The sequence below is a fragment of the Exiguobacterium sp. s50 genome, from assembly GCF_018618175.1.
GTDB classification, from domain to species: Bacteria; Bacillota; Bacilli; order Exiguobacteriales; family Exiguobacteriaceae; genus Exiguobacterium; species Exiguobacterium chiriqhucha.
Genome location: NZ_JACSLP010000001.1, coordinates 310,642 through 335,479, shown reverse-complemented (window position 1 = coordinate 335,479; position 24,838 = coordinate 310,642). Strand labels below are relative to the sequence as shown.

25 protein-coding genes are annotated in these 24,838 nt (G+C 52.2%); 23 read left to right on the top strand and 2 right to left on the bottom strand.

All coding sequences use genetic code 11. From position 1 onward, the window contains the following. The 6 genes from mdh to coaE all read left to right on the top strand — a co-directional run bounded on the left by mdh (position 1) and on the right by coaE (position 7,818). On the top strand, positions 1–936 hold the full coding sequence (gene mdh / locus KNP68_RS01760; RefSeq protein WP_021065625.1) for a malate dehydrogenase: 936 nt from the start codon (positions 1–3) through the stop codon (positions 934–936). 185 nt (positions 937–1,121) lie between these two features. After that, on the top strand, positions 1,122–1,826 hold the full coding sequence (locus tag KNP68_RS01755; protein ID WP_021065626.1) for a response regulator transcription factor: 705 nt from the start codon (positions 1,122–1,124) through the stop codon (positions 1,824–1,826). Next, the gene (pnpS, locus tag KNP68_RS01750) at positions 1,823–3,550 is read left to right on the top strand and encodes a two-component system histidine kinase PnpS (RefSeq protein ID WP_214756539.1); all 1,728 of its coding nucleotides are present in this window, start codon (positions 1,823–1,825) and stop codon (positions 3,548–3,550) included. The genes KNP68_RS01755 and pnpS overlap by 4 nt, the downstream gene beginning before the upstream one ends. A gap of 207 nt (positions 3,551–3,757) precedes the next feature. Continuing rightward, a complete protein-coding gene (gene polA / locus KNP68_RS01745) occupies positions 3,758–6,355 on the top strand; it encodes a DNA polymerase I (RefSeq protein WP_214756538.1) in 2,598 nt (865 codons plus the stop codon). A gap of 20 nt (positions 6,356–6,375) precedes the next feature. Further along, positions 6,376–7,200, top strand: coding sequence for a DNA-formamidopyrimidine glycosylase (mutM, locus tag KNP68_RS01740; RefSeq protein ID WP_029595184.1), 825 nt, complete (start codon positions 6,376–6,378; stop codon positions 7,198–7,200). 12 nt (positions 7,201–7,212) lie between these two features. Continuing rightward, positions 7,213–7,818: a dephospho-CoA kinase gene (coaE, locus tag KNP68_RS01735; RefSeq protein ID WP_029595185.1), complete on the top strand. Its 606-nt coding sequence runs from the start codon at positions 7,213–7,215 to the stop codon at positions 7,816–7,818. 17 nt (positions 7,819–7,835) lie between these two features. Here coaE and KNP68_RS01730 read toward each other — a convergent pair whose 3' ends face one another. Then, entirely contained in the window at positions 7,836–8,318 is a 483-nt protein-coding gene (locus tag KNP68_RS01730) for a site-2 protease family protein (protein WP_029595186.1), read from the bottom strand. Positions 8,319–8,473: 155 nt separating this feature from the next. On the opposite strand from KNP68_RS01730, the gene KNP68_RS01725 reads away from it, so the two are divergent. The 8 genes from KNP68_RS01725 (at position 8,474) to KNP68_RS01690 (ending at position 16,628) form a co-directional block, all read left to right on the top strand. Then, complete coding sequence (locus KNP68_RS01725) at positions 8,474–9,505, top strand: glyceraldehyde-3-phosphate dehydrogenase (protein WP_058763986.1); 1,032 nt, start codon at positions 8,474–8,476, stop codon at positions 9,503–9,505. A 231-nt stretch (positions 9,506–9,736) separates the two neighbouring features. Continuing rightward, complete coding sequence (gene speD, locus KNP68_RS01720) at positions 9,737–10,123, top strand: adenosylmethionine decarboxylase (protein WP_029595188.1); 387 nt, start codon at positions 9,737–9,739, stop codon at positions 10,121–10,123. A gap of 111 nt (positions 10,124–10,234) precedes the next feature. After that, on the top strand, positions 10,235–10,606 hold the full coding sequence (locus KNP68_RS01715; RefSeq protein ID WP_029595189.1) for a hypothetical protein: 372 nt from the start codon (positions 10,235–10,237) through the stop codon (positions 10,604–10,606). 12 nt (positions 10,607–10,618) lie between these two features. Beyond that, a complete protein-coding gene (gene nrdR, locus KNP68_RS01710) occupies positions 10,619–11,086 on the top strand; it encodes a transcriptional regulator NrdR (protein WP_021065634.1) in 468 nt (155 codons plus the stop codon). 42 nt (positions 11,087–11,128) lie between these two features. Continuing rightward, positions 11,129–12,481 carry a DnaD domain protein gene (locus KNP68_RS01705; RefSeq protein WP_029595190.1) on the top strand — a complete coding sequence of 451 codons (1,353 nt, stop codon included), beginning with the start codon at positions 11,129–11,131 and terminating at the stop codon, positions 12,479–12,481. 5 nt (positions 12,482–12,486) lie between these two features. Further along, positions 12,487–13,401, top strand: coding sequence for a primosomal protein DnaI (gene dnaI / locus KNP68_RS01700; RefSeq protein WP_029595191.1), 915 nt, complete (start codon positions 12,487–12,489; stop codon positions 13,399–13,401). A 312-nt stretch (positions 13,402–13,713) separates the two neighbouring features. After that, positions 13,714–15,651 (top strand): threonine--tRNA ligase, encoded by a 1,938-nt coding sequence (gene thrS / locus KNP68_RS01695; protein WP_214798506.1) that lies wholly within the window; start codon positions 13,714–13,716, stop codon positions 15,649–15,651. Positions 15,652–15,764: 113 nt separating this feature from the next. Continuing rightward, on the top strand, positions 15,765–16,628 hold the full coding sequence (locus KNP68_RS01690; protein ID WP_029595193.1) for a DUF1002 domain-containing protein: 864 nt from the start codon (positions 15,765–15,767) through the stop codon (positions 16,626–16,628). 51 nt (positions 16,629–16,679) lie between these two features. On the opposite strand, the gene KNP68_RS01685 is transcribed toward KNP68_RS01690, so the two are convergent. Further along, positions 16,680–16,889 carry a hypothetical protein gene (locus KNP68_RS01685; protein ID WP_029595194.1) on the bottom strand — a complete coding sequence of 70 codons (210 nt, stop codon included), beginning with the start codon at positions 16,887–16,889 and terminating at the stop codon, positions 16,680–16,682. Between the two features lie 338 nt (positions 16,890–17,227). Between KNP68_RS01685 and infC the strand changes: the two genes are divergently transcribed. The 9 genes from infC to pheT all read left to right on the top strand — a co-directional run bounded on the left by infC (position 17,228) and on the right by pheT (position 24,781). Beyond that, a complete protein-coding gene (gene infC, locus KNP68_RS01680; RefSeq protein ID WP_021065640.1) occupies positions 17,228–17,758 on the top strand; it encodes a translation initiation factor IF-3 in 531 nt (176 codons plus the stop codon). A 30-nt stretch (positions 17,759–17,788) separates the two neighbouring features. Next, complete coding sequence (gene rpmI / locus KNP68_RS01675; RefSeq protein ID WP_021065641.1) at positions 17,789–17,983, top strand: 50S ribosomal protein L35; 195 nt, start codon at positions 17,789–17,791, stop codon at positions 17,981–17,983. A 28-nt stretch (positions 17,984–18,011) separates the two neighbouring features. Beyond that, positions 18,012–18,371: a 50S ribosomal protein L20 gene (gene rplT, locus KNP68_RS01670; protein ID WP_021065642.1), complete on the top strand. Its 360-nt coding sequence runs from the start codon at positions 18,012–18,014 to the stop codon at positions 18,369–18,371. A gap of 86 nt (positions 18,372–18,457) precedes the next feature. Next, on the top strand, positions 18,458–18,712 hold the full coding sequence (locus tag KNP68_RS01665) for a hypothetical protein (RefSeq protein WP_021065643.1): 255 nt from the start codon (positions 18,458–18,460) through the stop codon (positions 18,710–18,712). A 23-nt stretch (positions 18,713–18,735) separates the two neighbouring features. Continuing rightward, positions 18,736–19,218: a dUTP diphosphatase gene (locus tag KNP68_RS01660; RefSeq protein WP_029595195.1), complete on the top strand. Its 483-nt coding sequence runs from the start codon at positions 18,736–18,738 to the stop codon at positions 19,216–19,218. Positions 19,219–19,241: 23 nt separating this feature from the next. Continuing rightward, positions 19,242–20,321, top strand: coding sequence for a M42 family metallopeptidase (locus tag KNP68_RS01655; protein WP_214798503.1), 1,080 nt, complete (start codon positions 19,242–19,244; stop codon positions 20,319–20,321). 1 nt (position 20,322) lies between these two features. Continuing rightward, complete coding sequence (locus KNP68_RS01650) at positions 20,323–21,069, top strand: TrmH family RNA methyltransferase (RefSeq protein WP_214756534.1); 747 nt, start codon at positions 20,323–20,325, stop codon at positions 21,067–21,069. 301 nt (positions 21,070–21,370) lie between these two features. Next, a complete protein-coding gene (gene pheS / locus KNP68_RS01645; protein WP_214756533.1) occupies positions 21,371–22,393 on the top strand; it encodes a phenylalanine--tRNA ligase subunit alpha in 1,023 nt (340 codons plus the stop codon). A gap of 12 nt (positions 22,394–22,405) precedes the next feature. Further along, positions 22,406–24,781: a phenylalanine--tRNA ligase subunit beta gene (gene pheT, locus KNP68_RS01640; protein WP_214798500.1), complete on the top strand. Its 2,376-nt coding sequence runs from the start codon at positions 22,406–22,408 to the stop codon at positions 24,779–24,781. Positions 24,782–24,838 lie beyond the last annotated feature (57 nt).

Here is a 24,838-nt window from a genome sequence, read left to right as displayed (position 1 = left end):
ATGATTCGTCGCAATAAAATCTCGGTTATCGGTAGCGGATTCACGGGGGCCACGACGGCACTGTATTTGGCTCAAAAAGAACTCGGTAACGTCGTCTTGCTCGATATCAAAGAAAACGAGAACCCGACGAAAGGAAAAGCGCTCGATATGCAAGAGACGGCGCCGATTCAAGGGTTTGACTCGTGGATTACAGGGACGTCGGACTATGCCGAAACGGCGGACTCGGATATCGTCGTCATCACAGCGGGAATCGCGCGCAAGCCAGGCATGAGCCGGGACGACCTCGTCTCGACGAACGCCAAAGTGATGCGGGCGGTCACGAAAGAAGTGGCCCGTTACTCGCCGGACGCGATTATCATCGTCTTGACGAACCCGGTCGACGCGATGACGTATGCCGCCTTCAAAGAGTCGGGCTTCCCGAAAGAGCGGGTCATTGGTCAATCCGGTGTGCTTGATACGGCCCGGTTCCGGACGTTCGTCGCTGCGGAGTTGAATATATCCGTGAAGGACGTTTCTGGATTCGTGCTCGGCGGGCACGGGGATGACATGGTCCCGCTCATCCGCTACTCGTATGCGGGAGGAATCCCGCTCGAGAAATTGTTGCCGACCGACCGCATCGAAGCAATCGTCAATCGGACCCGTAAAGGCGGCGGTGAGATCGTCCAACTGCTCGGGAACGGATCGGCCTACTATGCGCCGGCCGCGGCCATCGTCGAGATGGTCGAAGCGATTCTCAAAGATCAACGGCGTATTTTACCGGCCATCGCGTATCTCGACGGCGAATACGGTTTCCACGACTTGTATCTCGGTGTTCCGACGATTCTTGGTGCGAACGGAATCGAACGTGTGCTCGAACTTGAATTGACGGAAGCCGAAACGGCGGCGCTACAGCGTTCAGCCGACTCGGTCCGCTCCGTCCTGAACGTCCTCAACTGAGGGCTTACCTCGTCTGCCATGGCAGACGAGGTTTTTTGTATGCGTGGCGCATGCTACACTGAAAGCAGAACGTGGATTTGTTTTGTTTTTGTAAAGATTTGCTTTGAGGTTGGTCGTAGGTGGCATTGATTTGTAAAATAGGTAGTGTACATGACTGAACAGATAGATTAGAGGAGGAACTAAGCGTGGCTGATAAAGTAATTGTTGTCGATGACGAGGTGTCGATTGCGACGTTATTAAAGTTTAATTTAGAACAAGCCGGATTCGAAGTCGAGACGGCGCACGATGGAAAGACCGGACTTGAACTGGCCGAGAAACAAGATGCCGTTTTGATTGTCCTCGATTTGATGTTGCCTGAGATGGACGGTCTCGAAGTTTGCAAACGGCTCCGCCAACAAAAAGTGAACACACCGATTCTCATGTTGACGGCGAAAGACGATGAGTTCGATAAAGTACTCGGCCTCGAACTCGGTGCCGATGACTATTTGACGAAGCCGTTCAGCCCACGAGAAGTCGTGGCCCGGGTCAAAGCCATCCTGCGCCGTTCGGCCCCACAAGAAGCTCCGGCGACAGACACGGACGTCATCGAGATTGGCGACGTGAAAATCATCGCGTCGAACTATGAAGTGTTCAAAAACGGCGAACGGCTCGAGTTGACACCGAAAGAGTTCGAACTGTTAGCCTACTTAGCCAAGAACAAAGGACGCGTTTTGACGCGCGACCAGCTCTTGTCGGCGATATGGAATTACGATTTCGTCGGAGATACGCGCATCGTGGACGTTCACATCAGCCACCTCCGGGAGAAGATTGAACCGGTGACAAAAAAACCGACCTATATCAAGACGATTCGCGGCCTCGGTTATAAGATGGAAGAGCCGATGCCCGAATGAAGACGTACCGCTCGCGGTTTTTGACGACGCTCATCCTGCTCGTGACGGGCGTCTTATTGACCCTCGGGATCGTGCTCGGTCAATTGTTCAAAGACTTCTATTTAGATTCTGAACGCGACCGCTTGAAAGAAGACGCTGAGTTGGCCGCGCTCTATTTAGACGGAGGCGACCTTGCGGACATCCAAGACTACGTCGGTCAAATCGATGATGAGAGCAGTTTCGATATCTTGCTCCTCAATCGTCGGATGGAAGTCATCGCCGGGACACCGTTTCGGGTCGGTTCCTTTGATTTCCGGATGGATGCCTCGTCGATTCCGGAAGGCGGGACGTTCGGCAACGAGACACGCGAGGACTTGATTCAGTTCACGAAGCCGATCGAACTGTCATCCGGTGACACGGTATATTTGAGTTTTATCCGTTATGTCTCCGATTTGGAAGGGGTGTATGACCGGATTTGGCTGACCATCGCGCTAGCCTTGATTTTCTCGTTCTTCTTAATCCTTTTCGTGTTACACAACCTGACGAACCAATTCATCCGACCGATCGACGAGGCGACCATCGTCTTGCGGGAACTGGCGGACGGGAACTATCGGGCCCGCGTCTACGAGTTGCGAAACGATGAGGAGACGGGCAGCCTGGCCGGGTCGATTAACGTGCTCGCCCGCAACTTGGAGACAATCTCACTCGGGGAATCGGTTCAACGGGCAAGGCTTGAGTCGCTCATCGAGTATATGGGGGCAGGGTTACTTTTGGTCGACGAACGTGGCATCGTGACGCTCGTCAACCGCTCGTATCGCGACATGTTCCAATATGATGAGTTGATGATCGGTCAGTTTTATCATGGAATTTTGCCGAGCCCGGACGTTGAGACGCTGATTGAAGACGTCTATTTGACAGAGGAGCCGCATCGCCGACAACTATCGATTCGGTCCGGTTTCAACCAAAAGACGTATATGGTATCGGCCGCACCGATTTTCAGTGATACAGGCATGTTGCGCGGGACGACGCTTCTCTTTAACGACATCAGCGAGTTGAAGCGACTTGAGAAGATGCGCAAGGATTTCGTCGCGAACGTCAGTCATGAACTGAAGACGCCGCTCACGTCGATTCGTGGTTTCAGCGAGACGCTGCTCGACGGGGCGAAAGAAGTGCCGGAACTACGCGATCAATTCTTGGATATCATTCAAAAGGAAGCGACGCGCATGCAGATGCTCGTCGAGGACTTGCTCGAACTGTCGCGGCTCGAACGGGAAGACTTCCATTTGGAGTTCACCCCGGTCCAACTCAATCAGCTTGTCGAGGAAGTCTGTCTCGTGCTCAGTCAAAAAGCGGAACAGAAATCGATTCACTTGGAGTCGCGTCATGATGGGGAAGTCGTCTTGCAGGCGGACATGAACCGAATCAAACAAGTCATCTTGAATCTCGTCGCCAATGCGATTAACTACTCGCCGGAAGGTAGCCAGGTCGAGATTGCGGTCGAGAAGAGACCGGACGGCTCTTATTTGATCGTCAAAGACAACGGCATCGGCATCGCGCCGAAAGAAGTGGGCCGAATCTTTGAACGGTTCTACCGGGTCGATAAGGCGCGGAGCCGAAACTCCGGCGGGACGGGTCTTGGTCTTGCTATCGTCAAGCATATCGTCGATCTCCATCACGCGACGATTCAAGTCGACAGCATCGAAGGTGAAGGAACGACATTCACCATCAAATTCCCGAGTGCTTAACAAGGAATTCATGGCGAATTCATACCGGCTTTACAAAGCGATGCTACTCTATGGATGAGACCTCTTCATCATCTCGTGTCCCGATTGGTGCTCATCTCCACTCGATCGGGAAGATCGACCCTTTTCTAGTAACTAGAAAAGGGTCTTTTTTTTCGAACGCATGTACCCGTATGATATGATGGAACCAGATAGAATGGAGGTTGTCCAATGAATAAACTACTACTCCTTGACGGAAACTCACTCACGTATCGTGCCTTTTTCGCGTTGCCTCCGATGACGGATGCGAGCGGTCGGAACACGAACGCCGTGTACGGGTTCACGATGATGTTATTGAAGCTGATGGAAGACGAACAGCCGACACATTTCGCGGTCGCGTTCGATGCGTCGAAAAAGACGTTCCGCCACGACACGTATGCCGACTATAAAGGTGGACGGCAAAAGACACCGGGTGAGCTTCGAGAGCAATTCCCGATCGTTCGTGAGATTTGCGAGGCGTTCGGTATCAAAGTGCTCGAACTCGACCAGTACGAGGCCGATGACATCATCGGGACGCTTTCAAAAAATACTGAGTTTGACCAAGTGACGGTCGTCACTGGTGATAAGGATTTACTGCAGTTGATTGACGACCGTGTCACCGTCTATTTGACGAAGCGCGGCATCACTGATGTCGAGACGATGGACGCAGCGGCGTTCAACGAGCGGTATGAGGGACTGAGTCCGCTTCAAATGATTGATTTGAAAGGTCTGATGGGCGATAAATCCGACAACATTCCGGGTATCCCCGGTGTCGGTGAAAAGACGGCCCTCAAATTACTCACAGCTTACGGTTCTGTGGAAGGCCTATATGAACATACGCATGAACTGAAAGGGAAACAAAAAGAGAAGGTCGAGGCGAACGAGCGGGAAGCGCTCATGTCGAAACAATTGGCGACGATTTATACCGACGTGCCGATTGACGTCACCATGGACGAGCTCACGTTCCATCCGTATGACGCTGGAAAAGTGAAGCCGCTGTTCATGAGCCTGCAGTTCAAGTCGCTTCTCGGGAAACTGAGTCTCGACGCGTCGAGCGAGGAAGCCGTGGAAGTGCGTGATGTGAACCATATCGGGATTGACGAGCAAGATTTGACAGAAGCGGTCCTCTTCCTCGAACAACTTCGCGACGATTATTTCGAAGAATCGGTCATTGGCGTAGCCATCGCTTCAAAAGCCGGGGTGACCGTCGGTGACGTGTCGCTCTTAGACGTGCCGGCTGTCCGCGAATGGCTGGCGGATGAAAACCGGGCCACGATTTGTCTCGATGCGAAACAGACAATCATTCAATTGAAACGCCACGGCGTGTCGCTCCGAGGCTACGAGGACTTGCTCGTCGCCGGCTATTTGCTCAACTTGTCGGGCGGGACGACGCTCGACTCGATTGCCGCCCATTTCGAATATGCGTTGCCGGAAGACGAGGCCGTATACGGAAAAGGTGCCAAACTGCACGTGCCGGATCAAAACGTCCTCGACCAGCACCTCGGGGAGAAGGCGATGGCCATCTTGACGTTGTTCGTCAACGTCAGTAACGAACTCGTCAAAAACGAGCAGACATCGCTGTATGAGGATTTGGAACGACCGCTCGCCTCGGTGCTCGCTGAGATGGAGTGGGCCGGGATTCATGTCGATGTGGCGACGTTGAAGGTGATGGAAGACGATCTTCGCGAACGCCTGCTTCAGCTCGAGACCGAAATTCACAGTCTCGCCGGTGAAGCGTTCAATATCAATTCACCGAAGCAACTCGGCGTCATCTTGTTCGAGAAGCTGGCGTTGCCGCCGGTCAAGAAGACAAAGACGGGGTACTCGACGGCGGCGGACGTGCTTGAGAAGCTTGCACCACTCCACCCGATCGTCGAACATATCATGCATTACCGCGAACTTGGGAAGTTGCAGTCGACGTACGTCGAGGGGTTACAGAAAGTCATCAAGGACGACGGGAAAATCCATACCCGTTACACGCAGACGTTGACGCAGACGGGACGATTATCGTCGGTCAACCCGAACTTGCAAAACATCCCGATTCGCTTGGAAGAAGGGCGCCGGATTCGTAAGGCGTTCACGGCGAGCGAATCCGATTGGGTGCTCTATGCGGTCGACTACTCACAAATCGAACTCCGCATCATGGCCCACATGTCGCAGGATGAAAAGATGCTCGAGGCGTTCCTGCATGACGAGGATATCCATACGTCGACGGCAGCCAACGTGTTCCGGGTCGCCAAAGAAGAAGTGACGTCGCTCATGCGACGCCAAGCGAAAGCGGTCAACTTCGGAATCATCTATGGCATTAGTGATTACGGGCTGTCGCAAAACCTCGGCATTAGCCGAAAAGAAGCGCAGACGTTCATCGATACGTACTTCGAGCAGTTCCCAGGAGTGAAACGATTCATGGATGCCGCCATCGAACGGGCCCGGGAACACGGCTACGTCGAGACGATGTTGAAACGCCGCCGCAATATCCCGGACATCCATTCCCGCAACTTCAACTTGCGCGGTTTCGCCGAACGGACGGCCATCAATACGCCGATTCAAGGGACGGCAGCCGATATTATCAAGAAAGCGATGATTGACGTCGATGTGGCGCTCCGCGAATCGGGCTTACGCTCGAAACTATTGCTTCAAGTCCACGATGAACTCATCTTCGAAGGACCGAAAGCAGAGACGGAAGCGCTCGAAAAAATCGTCAAGCAAGCGATGGAGCACACAATCACCTTGGATGTCCCGCTCCGCGCGGACGGTTCGTTTGGTGAGACGTGGTTCGACACGAAATAAGAGCGAGAAAGGAAATCAATATGCCTGAATTACCAGAAGTGGAGACGGTCTGTCGCCGATTGCGACCGTTCGTCTCCGGAAAAACGATTGCAAATGTCGAAGTGCTCGACGCGAAAATCATTCGGGGACACGAACCGGAGATTTGGAAACAACAGTTGCTCGACGAGACGATACAAGACGTCGAGCGACGGGGGAAATTTATTTTGTTCAAATTGACGAACGGATATCTCGTTTCGCATCTCCGAATGGAAGGGAAATTCTTCCCACATGACGAAATGGTCAATCCGGTCAAACATACGCACGTCGTCTTCACGTTCACGGACGGGACGACGCTTCATTACAATGATGTCAGAAAGTTCGGCACGATGGAACTGAAGACGAATGACGAGTTGTATGTGACACCGCCGCTGTCGCTACTCGCACTTGAACCGTTCGATTCGGGAGTGACGGCGGAGACGCTCCACACCCGCTTGAAGCGGATGAATGTCCGTGCCATCAAGACGGCACTCCTCGACCAGTCGATTTTCGTCGGTCTCGGCAACATTTACGTCGATGAGACGTTGTTCCGGGCCGGGGTCCATCCGACGCGCCCGGCGGCCTCGCTCTCGCTTGACGAGGTGCGCTTGGTGCATCAAGAAGCTGTGGCCGTGTTGACTGAAGCGATTGAGCGCGGCGGGAGCACAATCCGAAGCTACACGAATCCGGATGGGGCGAGCGGAACGTATCAAGAGACGCTCTACGTATATGGTCAGACCGGTGAGCCGTGTAAACGATGCGGCCGACCGATTGAAAAGATGAAATTGGGCGGACGGGGCACGCACTACTGTCCGCACTGCCAACAGTAAGAGGTGGACACGATGTTGAAGATTGGTTTGACAGGTGGAATTGCGACAGGGAAGTCGACCGTATCCCGTCTGTTTCGAAAACAAGGAATCCCGATTATCGATGCCGATAAAATGGCGCGGATCGTCATCGAGCCGGGAGGCAAGGCGTTCGCGGCCGTTCGTGAGGCGTTCCCACAATGCTTCTCGGGCGACGCATTGAACCGTCAGGCGCTCGGACGTGAGATTTTCCATGATGATGCCAAACGTCAATTGCTGAATCAACTCATGCATCCGGCCATCCGCGAGGAGATGCTCGAGGAGATGCGTGGCTATGAGGCGGCGGGCGAGAAGGTCGTCATCTTCGACATCCCGCTCTTGTTCGAAGGGACGATGCGGGACCTCGTCGATTATACGGTCGTCGTCTATTGTCGGGAGGAGATTCAGCTGATGCGCCTCATGGAGCGGAACGGCTTGACGAAAGCTGAAGCGCTCGCGCGCATCCATGCCCAAATGCCGATTGAAGAGAAGAAGCAACAGGCTGATTTTTTAATCAACAACAACGGTGCCTTAGGCGATTTGTCGGCCCAAGTGGCCCGCCTCGTCGAACAATTTGAAGACATGAAAAAAGAAGGCGACTGAGCGCCTTCTTTTTTTGTTCAGTTCAATGGGTCTGAGTCCGGTCGGCCTTTCTTCCATGTATCGAAGATGGCTCGGCCGTCACTTGGATGACCGTTCGAATAATAAATCGGATAGAGCGAGAAGAACACGTAATAAAACGAGAAGTACGCGAATTGATACGTATAGAGCGTCGGTTCAATCTCACGCATCAAAATGAAGGCGTTCACGATCAAAATGCTCGATAGGTTGAAGATGGATCCGCCCGCGTAGACGAGACTCCGGGTCAAGCGGTTACTATATTTCAAGTCGCTGAACTGACACCACGCGTCATAGAAGTAGACACGGTTGAATTGCAGGCGCCCGACTTTGAATAATTTCTTACCGGTCCCAATCTCCATATCGAGCGAACCCCCAAATAGTTTCGCGAAGAAGAAATGGCCGAATTGATGGATAATCGTCACTATCGGCAAAATGATGAAAAACGAGATGATAAATTTGTCTAAATCGGTCCAATCGAACATGCTGTCCTAGCTCCTTTCCAAGCTCTTCACCAAATTTCCCTCTTTTTCAAATCTGAAACTGTAAAAAAGTGAAAGAAATGTGACGATTCATAGTGAAAACGCTTCCATTTTTCCGTTATAATGGTGTCGTAACGCAGAAAAAAGGGGGACTTTACATGGGGACGAAAGTTGCAATCAATGGATTTGGTCGAATCGGGAGAATGGTGTTCCGAAAATTGATGCTCGAAGGGCGTCACGACGTGGTCGCCATCAATGCGAGTTATCCGGCGGAGACGCTCGCCCACTTGATTAAGCACGACACGGTCCACGGACCGTTCACACTCACGGTCCGGGCGCATGGGGATGCGCTTGAAGTTGATGGGAAGCGAATCATGCTCGTCTCCGAGCGTGATCCGGAGCGGTTGCCGTGGAATGAGCTCGGGGTTGAAATCGTCATCGAGGCGACTGGTAAATTCAATTCAGATGTCGGGGCGAAAAAACATTTGACGGCCGGTGCGAAGAAAGTTATTTTGACGGCACCAGGAAAAGGGGAGCTGCGGACGATTGTCATGGGGGTAAACGATCGTGATTATTTACCTGAGCACGATCACGTCATTTCGAACGCCTCGTGCACGACGAACTGCCTCGGTCCGGTCGTTAAAGTATTGGACTCGACGTTCGGAATCGAGACGGGGCTCGTCACGACCGTGCATGCCTATACGAATGATCAAAACAATATCGACAATCCGCATAAAGACCTACGGCGCGCTCGCGCTTGTGGTAGTTCCATTATACCGACTTCGACTGGGGCTGCCAAAGCCATCGGACTCGTCTTGCCTGAATTGCAAGGGAAGTTGAACGGGATGGCACTTCGCGTACCGACACCGAACGTCTCACTCGTCGACCTCGTCGTCGAGTTGCACCGTGACGTGACGGTAGATGAAGTGAATCAGGCGTTCGAGCGTGCCGCACATGGAGAGATGACAGGTATTCTCGGTGTCTCGAACGAACCGCTCGTCTCCATCGACTTCAACGGGGATGAACGTTCATCGATTATCGATGCCGATTCGACGATGGTGCTCGGGGGCAATCACGTCAAAGTACTCGCTTGGTACGATAACGAATGGGGCTATTCGTGCCGTGTCGTCGACTTGTTGGACATGGTCGCGAGCTACTTACAAATCGGACAACAAGAAACCCACGTCTGAAAAAATATATTTACACAAAAATATTTTTAAAGAATTGAAACAAATGTCTTGTATCGACGTCCCAAACGCGATACACTCTAACTCGTGAACTTCAATTGGTCTGACAAACGCAACTTAAAGGGTTAGGACCTCTTAGGACTAACTTGCCCCCGTGGTTGTGGGCGATTCAGGCACAAAGTGAGTGATCATCAACTACTTTGAGACCATTGATGTAAAGGGGGATCCACTAATATGGATACTATGGGACGTCACATTATTACAGAACTTTGGGAGTGCAATCCCGACAAATTGAACGATATCGACTACATCGAGCGCTTGTTCGTCGATGCAGCACTTCGTTCGGGCGCTGAAGTCCGCGAAGTCGCTTTCCACAAATTTGCGCCACACGGTGTAAGTGGAGTCGTTATCATCTCAGAATCACACTTAACGATTCACAGTTTCCCAGAGCATGGCTACGCATCAGTCGATGTGTTCACATGTGGGGACCGAATCGATCCGGCCACAGCTTCGCAGTACATCGCGGAAGGCTTGGAAGCAAAAGTTCGTGAGGACGTGAAACTTGATCGCGGAATGGGACCGATTCGTGTTCCGGAAGCGCAAGTTGCAATCAGCAAATAATCAGATTGACCTTTTGAGGCTGGCCGAATTTCGGTCAGCCCTTTTAATTGTTTTGTTAACCGCTTAATTTTGATATGCTTAACCTATATAAATAAGGTGTCGAGGTGGATAATGGGATTATTGGATAAGTTTCAAACACATGTCCAGACGGACGATTCGCATAAAAATGAGGCGCTGCGCACACGTTACGTGGCAGCATCGCCGACCGCCGTGCTCACGTGGCTCCGCGAACGAATTGAGGCACAAGGACAAACGGTTCGCCGTGTCGATACAGACCGGGGCGAAGTGGCGTTTAACGGCGACGGCTGGGACGCGCTGGCGACAGTCATTCAAGTGGATGGCGGACGTACGGCTGTCGACTTCACGTTGAACCGGGATCAGATGCTCGGGCCGGACCTTGGTCAAATCGTCACCACATATTATGAGGCGCTGCAAGTGAAATTCCCGCTCCGCGCCATCGGGAATCAATCTGTCGAACGATAAGGAGGGCTGAGCATGCGTTGTCCTAAATGCGATCATAATGGAACGAGAGTGCTCGACTCCCGACCAGTACAAGATTTCTATTCGATTCGTCGCCGTCGCGAATGCGAGGAGTGCGGCTATCGCTTCACCACGTTTGAAACGGTCGAACAGACCCCGCTCATCATCGTTAAAAAAGACGGGAATCGGGAAGAGTTCAGCCGGGAGAAAGTACTTCGCGGGATTATTCGGGCGTGCGAAAAACGACCGGTCACGCTAGAGCAACTCGAAGGCGTGGTCACGAAAGTCGAACAACAGTTACGCGCGCTCGGTCAGTCCGAGATCCCGAGTGAGCAAGTCGGTGAGCTCGTGATGAATGAATTGGCACGTGTCGATGAAGTGGCCTACGTCCGCTTCGCGTCCGTCTATCGCCAGTTCAAAGATATCTCTGTGTTCTTTAAAGAACTTGAAGATTTAATGAAGCAAGAAAAATCGACCAACTAGAGGGGCGGCCTGCTGGTCGCCTTTTTTCAGGGGAGACCTATCATGGAAAAAGAACGAATCCTGTACGGGACTGACGAACTGTTGATTATGAGCACTGGGCTCATCGATCGCGAGTCGTATCAGTCGTTGTACCACTTATATCAGCCGGTCATCGGTGTGAAGGCGCTTGCGATGTATCAGACGCTTTGGAGCGAGCTGAAGCCCGGGAAGATGAAATCGAATTATATGTCGCACAGCGCGCTCTGTGAAATGCTCGATTACTCGATTAACGAGCTGACGGACTGTCTGTTCCGGCTCGAGGCGATCGGTCTCGTCCGGACGTATAAGACGAAAGATGAGCGTTTGACCCAGTACGTATATCAACTGCGTGTCCCGCTCGCACCCCATACGTTCTTGAACGACGGACTGTTGTCGAGTTTTCTCTTCTATAAAGTCGGGGAAGTTCGCTTTAAACAGTTGCAAGGACGATTCACGATCGATCCATTGCCGGCCGGGATTATCGAGGTGACGAAAGACTTTAATGAAGTGTTCGACGTCAAAGGCGTCAATCATATGGCGTTCACCCAAAAGAACTACGAGAAACCTGACCGCGCCAAAATCGAGATCAACTATACGTTCGATATGGAAATCGTCAAAAAACTGACGAACTTCCCCGTCGGTTTCTTCACGAAGAAGCTCGATGAGACGATTACGAAACTCGCCTATGTCTCCCAAATCGATGAAGAGACGATGGCCGAGATGTTGAAGGAGTATTTCGTCCACGAGGCGTATCTCCCGCTCAGCGAGCAAGAGAAGCGCGACGGCTGCCGCCAGATGGTGCTGCAGTTGAAGAAGAAACAGACACGGCATCGGAAAGTAAAGTCAGATGAAATCGAAAAGGCGGAAATTGGTGATTTGCATGACGTGACGGTCATGGAAGAAGCGCATCCGCATCAATACGTGTCGACGTTACGGAAGACGCCACAACTGTCGAAGAGTGACGAGCAACTCATTATCGATCTCGTCGATACGCTCGGGCTCGCGCCAAGTGTCATCAATGCATTGTTCTATTACTGTATCGAAGTGAAGAAGCAGACGCGGCTCAGTGAGAACTATGTCATGCGGATCGCGACGAGTTGGAAGACGGCGGGCTATTTAAACGCCAAAGACGCGTTGGAACAAGAAGCGACACAAGATGCGCTCATCGAGAAGAAACAGCAGAAACGGGAGAATGTGCAACAGCGGACGACCGTCGGCTCGAGACGCAAAGACAAGACCGAGATGCCAAAATGGCTCGAAGACGAGGCGAAAGAGCAACGGACGTACGATCAAAAACGAAAACAAGAGCTCGAGGCATCGGTCCCAGACGACGCGGAACTCGTTAAGCTGTTGAATGAATTGAAAGAGAAAGGATGAGGGACATGGAACGCATCAATCAAACGCTCGCCCAAATGATGAACCGGAAAGAAGTGCGGGAAGCGTACGAATCGATTCGCCGGCGCACCCTCGAACATCCAGAAGTCGTCGCTTTTTTAAAGGCACATCCGGAGTTAGACGAGACGGCGGTCGAGGTCGGCTTTACGAAGCTCAGTGAATATGCGGAACAGATGGACGGTAAGAAGCTCATCGAGGAGCAAGCCGTCATCCCGGGCCATCAGCCAGTGCTCTATGTCGACCTCGGTCAAATCGCAATCCGTTATGAAGAGACGGTGAAGCATCGTCAAGCACGGCGCCAAAAAGAGATGGACCGGAAGTTCAAGAGCCTATTCTTGCCGGAAGAAGTGCGAGAGGCGAGCTTTGAATCGTTCGACTGGTCCGATGATGCCCGTAAAATCGCACTCCGTGAATCGATGCGGTTCGTCTCAGGCATGAAGACCCGCCAAAAAGTGAACGGTTTATACCTTCACGGCAGCTTCGGCGTCGGGAAGACGTACTTGCTCGCGGCGATCGCTAATGAGCTGAAAGTGGCGGACATCGAGACGATCCTTGTCCACGCCCCGGGATTCGTCTCGGAAGCGAAACGGAAAATCCGGACCGACTCGTTCGATTCGTTTTTGACGTCATTCCAACACGTGCCGGTGTTATTGATTGATGACATCGGGGCCGAGGCGATCAGTCCGTGGGTACGGGATGAACTGTTCGGCATTATTTTGCAGTATCGCATGATGCATCGCTTGCCGACGCTTTACAGCTCGAACTTCAGCGGAGAAGAGCTCGAGACCCATTTCTCGATCGACGGTTCGCCACAGAACAAAATGAAGGCGCAGCGGCTCATGCAACGCATCTCGACGACGACGACGCAAATCGAGTTAAAAGGTGAGAATCGACGGCGGTAAAGGGATTGTATTTCTGGAACGAGTTGACTATACTAATAAGCATATAACCGATGCATTGAAGAGGACATGAGACATCGTAACGGGTTTCAAAGCGAGGGAAGGCTGGTGAGAGCTTCCTAAACACGCCGATCGCCTTACTCCCTCAGAGCACCGTACGGGTCAATCGTGCGGCGATTCACACTCGTTATCGTGTGTTCGAGCCAAGCGGATCGCTTGGGAACGAGGGTGGTACCACGAGAATCAAAGCTCGTCCCTTTCATAGGGATGGGCTTTTTTTATTTTCTTTTAAATGTAGAGAGGGGAAGTTGACACATGATTCAATTGACATTTCCAGATGGGGCCGTCAAAGAGTTTGAGGCCGGCATCACAGCAGAAGAAGTAGCAGGTTCAATCAGTCCAGGACTTCGTAAAAAAGCAATCGCCGCCAAAATCGATGGTGAGATGATCGATTACCGTCGTCCGATTGAACACGACGGTAAAATCGAGCTCGTCATGCCCGACTCAGAAGACGGCATCGATTTGATGCGCCACTCGTCAGCCCACTTGATGGCCCAAGCCATCAAACGGTTGTACGGCGAAGAAGGTAGCATCTACCTCGGCATCGGACCGACAATCGAGAACGGTTTCTATTATGATATCGAGATGGATCGCCGCATCAACGAGGAAGACCTTCCAGAAATCGAGAAGATGATGAAACGAATCGTCGACGAGAACTTGGACATCACACGCGAAGTCGTCTCGCGCGACGAAGCGCTCGAGCGCTACAAACAGCTCGGGGACCCACTCAAAATCGAATTGATTGAAGATATCCCGGCGAGCGAGACGCTCACGATTTACCATCAAGGCGAATTCTTCGACTTGTGCCGCGGACCGCACGTCCCATCGACATCGAAATTGAAAGTGTTCAAGTTGATGAGTGTGGCCGGTGCTTACTGGCGCGGCGACTCGGACAACAAAATGCTTCAGCGGATTTACGGAACGGCGTTCGCGACGAAAGAACAACTCGCGGAGCACCTGCGTCTATTGGAAGAAGCGAAAGAGCGCGATCACCGCAAACTCGGGAAAGAACTCGATCTCTTCTTCGTGTCGCAAGAAGTCGGCCAAGGTTTGCCGATGTGGCTCCCGAAAGGTGCCTCGATCCGTCGTACGGTCGAACGTTATATCGTCGACAAAGAGCTCGAGCTCGGGTATCAGCACGTCTACACACCGGTCCTCGGTTCGGTCGACCTGTATAAGACATCGGGTCACTGGGATCACTATCAAGACGATATGTTCCCGAAAATGGAGATGGACAACGAAGAACTCGTCCTTCGTCCGATGAACTGTCCGCACCACATGACGATCTATAAACATGAGCCGCGCTCATACCGCGAACTCCCGCTTCGCATCGCTGAGCTCGGCGGTATGCACCGTTACGAGATGTCAGGGGCGCTCACAGGCCTCCAACGCGTCCGTTACATGGTGTTGAACGACGGGCATACGTTCGTCACACCGGAGCAGATGAAGCAAGAGTTCAAAGATATCGTCCACTTGATTCAAGAAGTGTACGCCGACTTTGGCATTAAAGATTATCGTTTCCGCTTGTCATACCGTGACCCGGCCGACAAAGAGAAGTACTTCGACAACGATGCGATTTGGGAAACGGCCCAACGTCAATTGAAAGAGACGATGGATGAGCTCGGTCTCCCTTATTTCGAAGCGGAAGGTGAAGCGGCGTTCTACGGACCGAAACTCGACGTCCAAGTCCGCACGGCGCTCGGCAAAGAAGAGACATTGTCGACAGTCCAACTCGACTTCTTGCTCCCTGAGCGGTTCGACTTGACGTACACAGGACCAGACGGCAAAGATCATCGTCCGATTGTCCTTCACCGTGGTGTCGTCTCGACGATGGAGCGTTTCGTCGCTTACTTGATTGAAGAATATAAAGGGGCGTTCCCGACATGGCTCGCACCGGTCCAAGTCAAATTGATCCCTGTCTCGCACGTCCACGACGAATATGTCGCAGAAGTGAAGGCAGAGCTCGTCAAGCGCGGCGTCCGTGTCGAAACGGACCTCCGTGACGAAAAACTCGGCTATAAGATCCGCGAAGCCCAGATGAAGAAAATCCCGATGACACTTGTCCTCGGTGATAAAGAACGAGATGAGCGTGCGGTCAACATCCGTCGCTACGGACAGCAAGAACAAGTATCGGCCACACTCGATGCCTTCTTGTCATCCCTCACAGACGAAATCGCGAACCGTTCACGTTAATCGGTCGACCATCCTTCACCGGAAGGGTGGTCGTTTTTTTCGGTCTCAAGACGGATGCGGAACAAGGGATGGAGACGTAAGGTAGAAGAAAGGAGTGATTCATTTTGAATTATATGAAACCATTAGTGGCGCTCACGATCGGTTCAGTCGTCGCGACAAGCATGATTCCAAAAGTAAACGCAGAAGCCATCGTCGATGATACAATCGTCACACTCGGCGAATCATTATCGGCCAGCCAACGAGACTGGGTGCTCGAACGAGTCGAGGCGCCGGCCGGGATTGAGCCGATTATCACAACCGTGGCCGATGAAGAAAAATATTTAGGGGATGCCGTCCCACAAGCGCAGCGCGGCGGGGGCATGTATTCATCAGCCCGCATCAAACTGACTGACGGGACAGGTCTCGATATTAAAACGGAAAACGTGACATGGGTCACCGAAGATATGTATGCGAACGCACTCGTGACCGCCGGTGTCACCGATGCCGACATTTATATCACGTCACCGATTCGCGTCACCGGGACGTCGGCGCTCACGGGCATTATGAAAGCGTACGATCAGACGGCGGCCGAGACAGGCATTCAATTGTCCGAGGAGCGGAAAGACTTGGCGCAGGAAGAACTGGCCGTCACGTCTGAAATCGGGAAGACGGTCGGTCAAGAAGACGTAGCCGGTCTCATGAACGAGATTAAAGCTGAGATTGCGAACAAGGCACCGGAGACGAACATCGAGATTCGCGATATCGTCATCCAAGTGTTGAATCAAAACAACGTCCAATTGTCCGATACGCAGTTGACGCAATTGACGACGCTGTTCGAGAACATGCAACAAGCGAATCTGGATTGGGGAGCGATTAGCAACGGGCTACAAGGGGCCGGTCAAGACGTCCAGGCGTTCCTCGAGACCGAGGAAGTCCAAGGCTTCTTCGCTCGTTTGTTCGAGGCGCTCAGCAATTTCTTCAAGTCGTTGACGAATTGATTGATGTTGACCACATGACAGATGGTATTAAAAAAGGGCGAGCGCCCTTTTTTAATACCATCGTTTATGGATATAGTCGCGAGCGGACTCATGGTCGTCGACGATCTTCAACGTGATGCGGTTCATTTCTTCTAATAAGTCCGTCAACACCGCTTCAAGCTTGGCATCACTCACCTCATGGTGGCGCATCGTCTCTTGTACGATGTGTTTGATTTGGTCGTGATAGTCATGGTCGTCTTTCACGTGCTTTCTCCAAGACACGGTCCATCCCTCCTTTTTTATTTTATTCCCTCGCAAAAGGTATTGCGAAACAGCGAAATGACTGTTATCATCATAAAAGTGTGAGCTACCAATTATTCATGCGCGAATTCTTGACATCTTAATCCTATTGGTGTTAAGATGACATAGTGATTAAATACAACAAAGCAGAAGCGCCCGCTTCTCACCTCGTCCGAACAGATTCGGTCAGGTCCATCATGTACGTGAAGCAGTCGAGCCTTGGTCTCTGCTGTCTCCGAAATGATGTGTGGGCGGGAAACTGCCGACGCTTTTTTTATTGCCATGTTGTCTTATCAATCTAAAACTCGTGCAACCGCACGATGGAGGTGCTAACCATTAGCAAAGAGCTCTTTATCAACGAAAACATTCGTGCCCGTGAAGTTCGCTTAATTGGAGCGGACGGTGCACAACTCGGTGTGCAATCGCGTAATGAAGCATTACGTTTAGCAGAAGAGGCTGAACTCGATCTCGTCTTGGTCGCCGACAAAGCTAACCCACCGGTCGCTAAAATCATGGACTATGGAAAATACCGTTTCGAACTCCAGAAAAAGGAGAAAGAAGCGCGTAAAAACCAAAAGGTCATCCAATTGAAAGAAGTGCGCCTCAGCCCGACAATCGAGGAAAACGATTTCCAAACGAAATTGCGTAACGCTCGCAAATTCCTTGAAAATGGTAACAAAGTGAAAGCGTCAATCCGTTTCCGCGGACGCGCCATCACACACTCGGAAATCGGCCGACGCGTCATGGAAAAATTGGCGGCGGAATGTGCCGACTTGGCAACAGTTGAGCAAAAGCCGAAGATGGAAGGACGCAGCATGTTCTTAGTGCTGGCTCCGAAGAAAGAAGATTAATCATCGAGTCATAGTGGGGAGGAAATACTCATGCCGAAAATGAAATCGCACCGTGGTGCTTCTAAACGTTTCAAACGTACTGCATCAGGTAAACTCAAGCGTTCACACGCTTACACAAGTCACTTGTTTGGTAACAAATCGACTAAAGCGAAACGTAAGCTCCGTAAAGGTGCTATCGTCTCAGCTGGAGACTTCAAACGCATTCGCAACATGATCGCGAAGTAATACAGAAAGAATTTAGGAGGGAAACCATATGCCACGCGTAAAAGGCGGTTATACGACTCGTCAACGTCGTAAAAAGCAAATCAAGCTTGCCAAAGGTTATTTTGGCTCGAAACACATTCTATTTAAAGTAGCAAAACAACAAGTCATGAAGTCACTCATGTACGCTTACCGTGACCGTCGTCAAAAGAAACGTGATTTCCGTCGTCTTTGGATCACACGTATCAATGCGGCAGCACGCACAAACGGTCTTTCATACAGCCGTATGATGCACGGCCTCAAGCTTGCAGGAATCGACATCAACCGTAAGATGCTTGCTGAGCTTGCTGTGACAGATGCACAGGCATTCGCGTCACTTGCTGATACAGCTAAATCAAAATTGAACGCGTAATCGTTCAATCGACAGCGCCGAGACCTTATCTCGGCGCTTTCTTTTTTCTGATTAATTCCTTAAACTTAAGATAAGGAGGGCGGACTATGAATCCATCTGTTTTGGCCATCGTCGCGTTGGCACTCATCGTCTTGAACGTCTACACCTATTTGCAGGCGAAACGGTACACGCTCGGCGAAGGTGATTTTAACGTCTTATATGCTTATGCCGGCGGTGCGATCGGTGCTCTGTTCGGGCTTCATTTGACGCGGAAAAAGGCGGTTCATGCCCCAAAAAGCGTTCAAATACAAGTATTGATTTTGGCAGTCGGCTGGTCTTTAATGATTTTAGTACTGCTTTGAATGCAGAATAGGAGGAGCAACCGGTGAACTGGACAACATTATTTGATCGGCAGCGTGAATTAGATGAGCGGATCAAAGAAGAACATCAACTATCCGGGAACCAATTTGATGAGCGGCTACTCGCTTTGCTCGTCGAACTCGGTGAACTCGCCAATGAGACCCGTAGCTTTAAATTTTGGTCAACGAAGGGCCCGTCGCCTCAAGACGTGATCTTAGAAGAGTATGTCGACGGCATTCATTTCTTATTGTCGCTCGGTCTTGCCCTCGGGTATGAACGCGATTCGTTCCCAGCAGGTAGCTCGTATCTTGATGCGACTGACGCTTTTTTAGACGTGTTCCGCAAAGTGACGAACTTTGGTTTGTCGAAGACGGAACCGATGTACGAGACGCTGATGGCGGCTTATCTCGAACTTGGCTATACGCTCGGCATCAACGAAGAGTTGATGGTGATGGCGTATATGGCAAAAAATGAAAAGAACCATGAGCGACAAAATCAAGGTTACTAATCGAAACGAAGGAGCGATGTCCCATGAACGAATCATTACATATGCTGAAACGCTTGACGGATGCCACCGGTGTCCCGGGAAATGAAGGAGAAGTCCGCTCATTGATGCGCGAATACTTGGAGCCTCACGTGGAAGCGTTCGAACAAGACGGGTTAGGCAGTCTGTTTGGACGGGTGACGGGCAACGCGGATGGACCGCGTGTCATGATTGCCGGCCATATGGATGAAGTCGGCTTCATGGTGACACGAATCGAAGAAGGGGGCTTCTTACGTTTCCAAGCGCTCGGTGGCTGGTGGAACCAAGTATTGCTCGCGCAACGCATGGACGTCGTCACACGCTCAGGCGAAAAAATCCCTGGAGTCATCGGTGCGAAACCGCCGCACGTGCTTCCGCTCGAGGCGCGCAAGAAACCTGTCGAGATTAAAGACATGTTCCTCGATATCGGTGCGACGTCGAAAGATCAAGTCGCGGAGTGGGGCATTCGCCCGGGCGATACGGTCGTCCCTCACTGTGAGTTCACGGTCATGAAAAATGAAGACTTCTTGATGGCCAAAGCGTGGGATAACCGAATCGGTTGTGCCATCGCCATCGAGGCGGCGAAACGATTGAAAGACGACGAAGTTCCGGGTGTTGTCTTTACTGGAGCGACGGTCCAAGAAGAAGTCGGGTTGCGCGGTGCCGTCACGGCTGCCAACTTGGTCAAACCGGACGTCGCCATCGCCGTCGATACGGGTATTCCTGGAGATACACCAGGGATGACACCAGCAGAAGGATTGTCGAAACTCGGGGAAGGCGTTCAAGTCATCTTCTTCGATGCGACGACCATCACGAACCCGCGCCTCATCGATTTGATCGTCGAAGTGGCGAAAGAGAACGACATCAAGTACCAATTGGATTTGACGCCGGGCGGTGGAACGGACGCAGGCCGCTTCCATTTGGCAGGTGTCGGGATGCCGACCGTCGCACTTACGGTACCGGTCCGTTATTTGCATACGAATGTCTCAATCATTCACAAAGCAGATTATGAAGCAGCCGTCGATTTGGTCGTAGCGCTCACGAAACGACTCGACCACGAAACGGTTCAATGGTTGAAAGAGGGATAATATGACGAAAATCACGTCTACGAAAAGTGAGACGATTAAGCGCTTAAAGCGTTTGATGACGAAAAAAGGCAGACAAGAGTCCGGACAATTTTTGGTCGAAGGCGAGCATTTGGTCGACGAGGCCATCCGTGCCGGACGTCTCGTCCAACTGATTATGGGGGAGTCGTATACCCCGAAAGGATCATGGCGCCTTGATGAGATGCCTGTCCTCGAACTATCCGACCATGTGGCTGACTTATTGTCAGAGACGGAGAAAACGCAAGGTGTGTTCGCTGTCGTCAAGATGGCCCCGGTCGAACGAAAGATGAAACATGTGCTCGTCCTCGATCGAATCCAAGACCCAGGTAATCTCGGAACGATGATTCGAACGGCGGACGCGGCCGGCTTCGACACGGTTTTGCTCGGAAAAGGGACGGTCGACCCGTTCAATGCCAAAGTCGTGCGCGCGACACAAGGTTCCTTGTTCCACGTCAACGTGAGCTCGGTCGATTTGCTTGAGACGTTGCCTGAATTGAAGAGCGAAGGCTTCCATATTTACGGCACGGCTCTCGCGAAAGCGACATCGTACGAGCAAGTCGATTTTAGTGAGAAGGTCGCGCTCGTCATCGGCAACGAGGCACAAGGCGTACATCAAGACGTGCTCGAATTATGTGACACCCGTGTCCATATCCCGGTTCTCGGCGATGCCGAATCGTTGAACGCGGCCGTCGCGGCCGGTATTCTCATGTATCGGATCGCGCTACAATAACCTTGTCAGCACTGACGAATCGTGATAGGTTAATTACATCGAACAAAATAATGAATAGACGTTGAAAGAGCATAGTACGCGAACTACCGAACGAGTACAGGGAGCATGGGCCGAGACTGCGAGCCGATGCCTTGGTCGGCGCTGAATTCACTCTCGAGTCGTGTTGGAGACAACACCGAAGTAGCATCCCGATACCGATGCTCTCAAGTGGGCCGATTTCGGCCAAGTAGGGTGGTACCGCGATTATTCGTCCCTTCAGTCATCGACTGAAGGGACTTTTTTTGTAGAGGAGGAAACAAGAATGAAAGAACAGTTGGAACAATTACAACAAGAGGCGTTGCAAGAGATTCAAGCGGCATCTTCGCAAAAAGAGTTGAACGAAGTCCGCATCAAATATTTAGGGAAGAAGGGGCCGATGACCGAGGTGCTCCGCGGGATGGGGAAACTCTCTCCTGAAGAGCGGCCTGCAGTGGGCGAACTCGTCAACACGGTCCGGACGACAATCCAAGACACGTTAGAGGCACGGATCGAGGAAGTGAAGGCAGTCGAGCTCGAAGCGAAACTGGCGGCGGAAACGATTGATGTCACGCTCCCAGGTCGGACGTCACTGCCAGGTCATACCCATTTGCTCCAACAAATTGTCGATGAGATGGAAGATTTGTTCGTCGGTCTTGGTTATACGATTGCCGAAGGTCCGGAAGTCGAGACGGATTTGTACAATTTCGAGATGCTCAACCTCCCGAAAGACCATCCGGCCCGCGATATGCAGGATTCGTTCTATGTGACAGACGAGACGCTCCTCCGGACGCATACGTCGCCTGTTCAAGCACGGACGATGCTCCAAGCGGAAGGAAAACCGATTCGCATTATCTGCCCGGGTAAAGTGTACCGTCGCGATGAGGATGACGCGACGCACTCGCATCAATTCATGCAAATCGAAGGGCTCGTCATCGATGAGCATATCTCGATGGCCGATTTGAAAGGCACGCTCGAAGTGTTCGTCAAACAGTTGTTCGGTGAGACGCGTGAGATTCGTCTCCGTCCGAGCTTCTTCCCGTTCACAGAGCCGTCGGTCGAAGTCGATATCTCTTGTTTCAAGTGCGGCGGCAAAGGCTGCAACGTCTGTAAGAAGACAGGCTGGATTGAGATTCTCGGAGGCGGAATGGTGCATCCACGCGTGCTTGAAATGGCAGGCTATGATTCGACGAAGATGTCCGGATTTGCATTCGGAATCGGTGTCGAACGGATGGCGATGTTAAAACATGGGGTGGACGATATTCGTCACTTCTATACAAACGACTTACGCTTCATCGAGCAATTCTAAGGGGGATCACACATGTTATTATCAAAAAAATGGTTGAATCAATATATTGACGTATCCGATTTGAGCGGACAAACGCTCGGTGACTTAATCACGAAAAACGGGATTGAAGTCGAGAGCGTCGTCAGCCGGTCGGAAGGCTTGTCGGGACTCGTCGTCGGGCATGTCCTCGCTTGCGAGAAGCATCCGGAGGCCGACAAATTGAACGTGACGGCGGTCGATATCGGTGCGGATAGCCCGGTTCAAATCGTCTGTGGCGCGCCGAACGTCGCCGCTGGTCAACACGTCATCGTGGCGACAGTCGGAGCTCGTCTCCCAGGCCTTAAAATTAAGAAAGCGAAGCTGCGCGGCGTCGAGTCGCAAGGGATGATTTGCTCGCTCGAGGAACTCGGGTTCGAGAAGAAACAAATTCGTGAAGACGAGCAGGATGGCATTCACACGTTCCGCGAACCGGTCGAAGTCGGTGCGGACGTCATCCGTCTGTTAGACCTCGACGATGAAGTAATCGAGCTCGGATTGACACCGAACCGTTCAGATTGCTTAAGCCTTTACGGGATCATTCATGAAGTCGCGGCCATCCTTGAGCGCCCATACACATTACCGACTGCTGACGTGACGACAGATGTCGCGAACACGGTCAGCGTTCGTCTCGAGACAGACAACTGTCCGTACTATGCGACACGCCGTGTCGACGGCGTCGTCATCGGTGACTCGCCACAATGGTTGAAAAATATTTTGATCGCAGAAGGCGTCCGCCCAATCAACAACGTCGTCGATGTGACGAACTACGTCATGCTCGAGCTCGGTCAACCGCTTCATGCGTTCGATACGGCGAAACTCGGAACGACGATTGCTGTTCGCCAAGCGTATGACGGGGAAGAAATCGTCACGCTCGATGACGTGACGCGCACGCTCGATGCCTCGATGATGGTCATCACGGACGGCGAGCAGCCTGTCGCCATCGCCGGCGTCATGGGTGGAGCGAACACCGAAGTCGATGCGACGACGTCGAGTATCATCCTCGAGTCGGCCAACTTCGCACCGGCATCGGTCCGTAAGACGAGCCGTACGCTCGGTTTACGCTCGGATTCGAGTGCCCGCTTTGAAAAAGGGGTCGACCCGGAACGGTTACAATTGGCCCTTGACCGTGCGGCCGAACTCATCGTCGAAGTGAGCGGTGGCACAATTAGCGACATCGTCATCGCTGGGGACAAAGACTCTGCGGCTCGGACGATTGATGTCTCGGTCGCTTATATCAACCATCGACTCGGAATGGACCTCGAGCAAGAGACGATTGTCCGCATCTTGGAACGTCTCGGTCTCGATGTGACCGGGGACGAGACGTTGACGGTCCACGTACCGTCGCGTCGCCCTGACTTGGAGTTGCCGGCTGACATCACGGAAGAAGTGGCACGCCTCTATGGCTATGACAGTCTTCCGTCGAGCCTTCCGGCGTCACACTCGAAAGGGTACCTCCCGAAAGAAAACGTGTTGCGCCGTCGCGTCCGTCGCATCCTCCAAGGCGCAGGATTGTCGCAAGCGATCACGTACTCGCTCACGAGCGTCGGGAACGCCTCACGCTTCAGTGGAGCCGACTTGACGCAAGTGAACTTGGCAATGCCGATGAGCGAAGAGCGTTCGGTACTCCGGACATCGCTCATCCCAGGTCTGTTGGAGGCGGCTCGTTACAATACGTCGCGTCAACAAGCGAACGTGCGATTGTATGAGACAGGACGCGTCTATGTTGAACAAGGCGAGACGTTGCCACGTGAAACGGAGCGCGTCGCCGGCGTATTGACGGGACTTTGGTACGATCACCGTTCACAAGGTACGCGTGTCCCGGTCGACTATTTCGTCGCCAAAGGAGCCGTTGAGACGCTCTTGTCTGCGCTACGTGTCGAAGCGACGTATGAGGCGGCCGTGATTGCCGATATGCACCCAGGTCGTACCGCAAACGTGCTCATCGACGGACGTGTCATCGGTTACGTCGGACAAGTCCATCCAGGCGTGTCGAAAGACGTGTATGGATTGAAAGAAGTGTACGTGTTCGAACTCGACTTGGACGTGTTGCAACAGTCAGCCGAGCTCATCTATGAAGACGTACCACGTTTCCCATCCATCACACGTGATTTGGCGCTCGTGTTGAAACGGGACATCCCGGCCGGTCAAGTCGAAGCGACCATCAAACAGGCGGCAGGACCGCTCTTGATTGACCTCGCCTTGTTCGATGTCTATATCGGGGAGAACGTAGGGGACGATGAGAAATCAATCGCCTTCTCGCTCAAGTATCAAGATCCGACCCGCACCCTTCAAGATGAAGAAGTGACGGCGTCGTATGAAGCGATTCTCACTGCCGTTCAAGCGGCACACGGTGCGGAAGTTCGCGCATAACCTAAAAAGGTGTCCACCACGTGTGAACTGCTCCCCGTCAAGTAGACAGGGCAAATA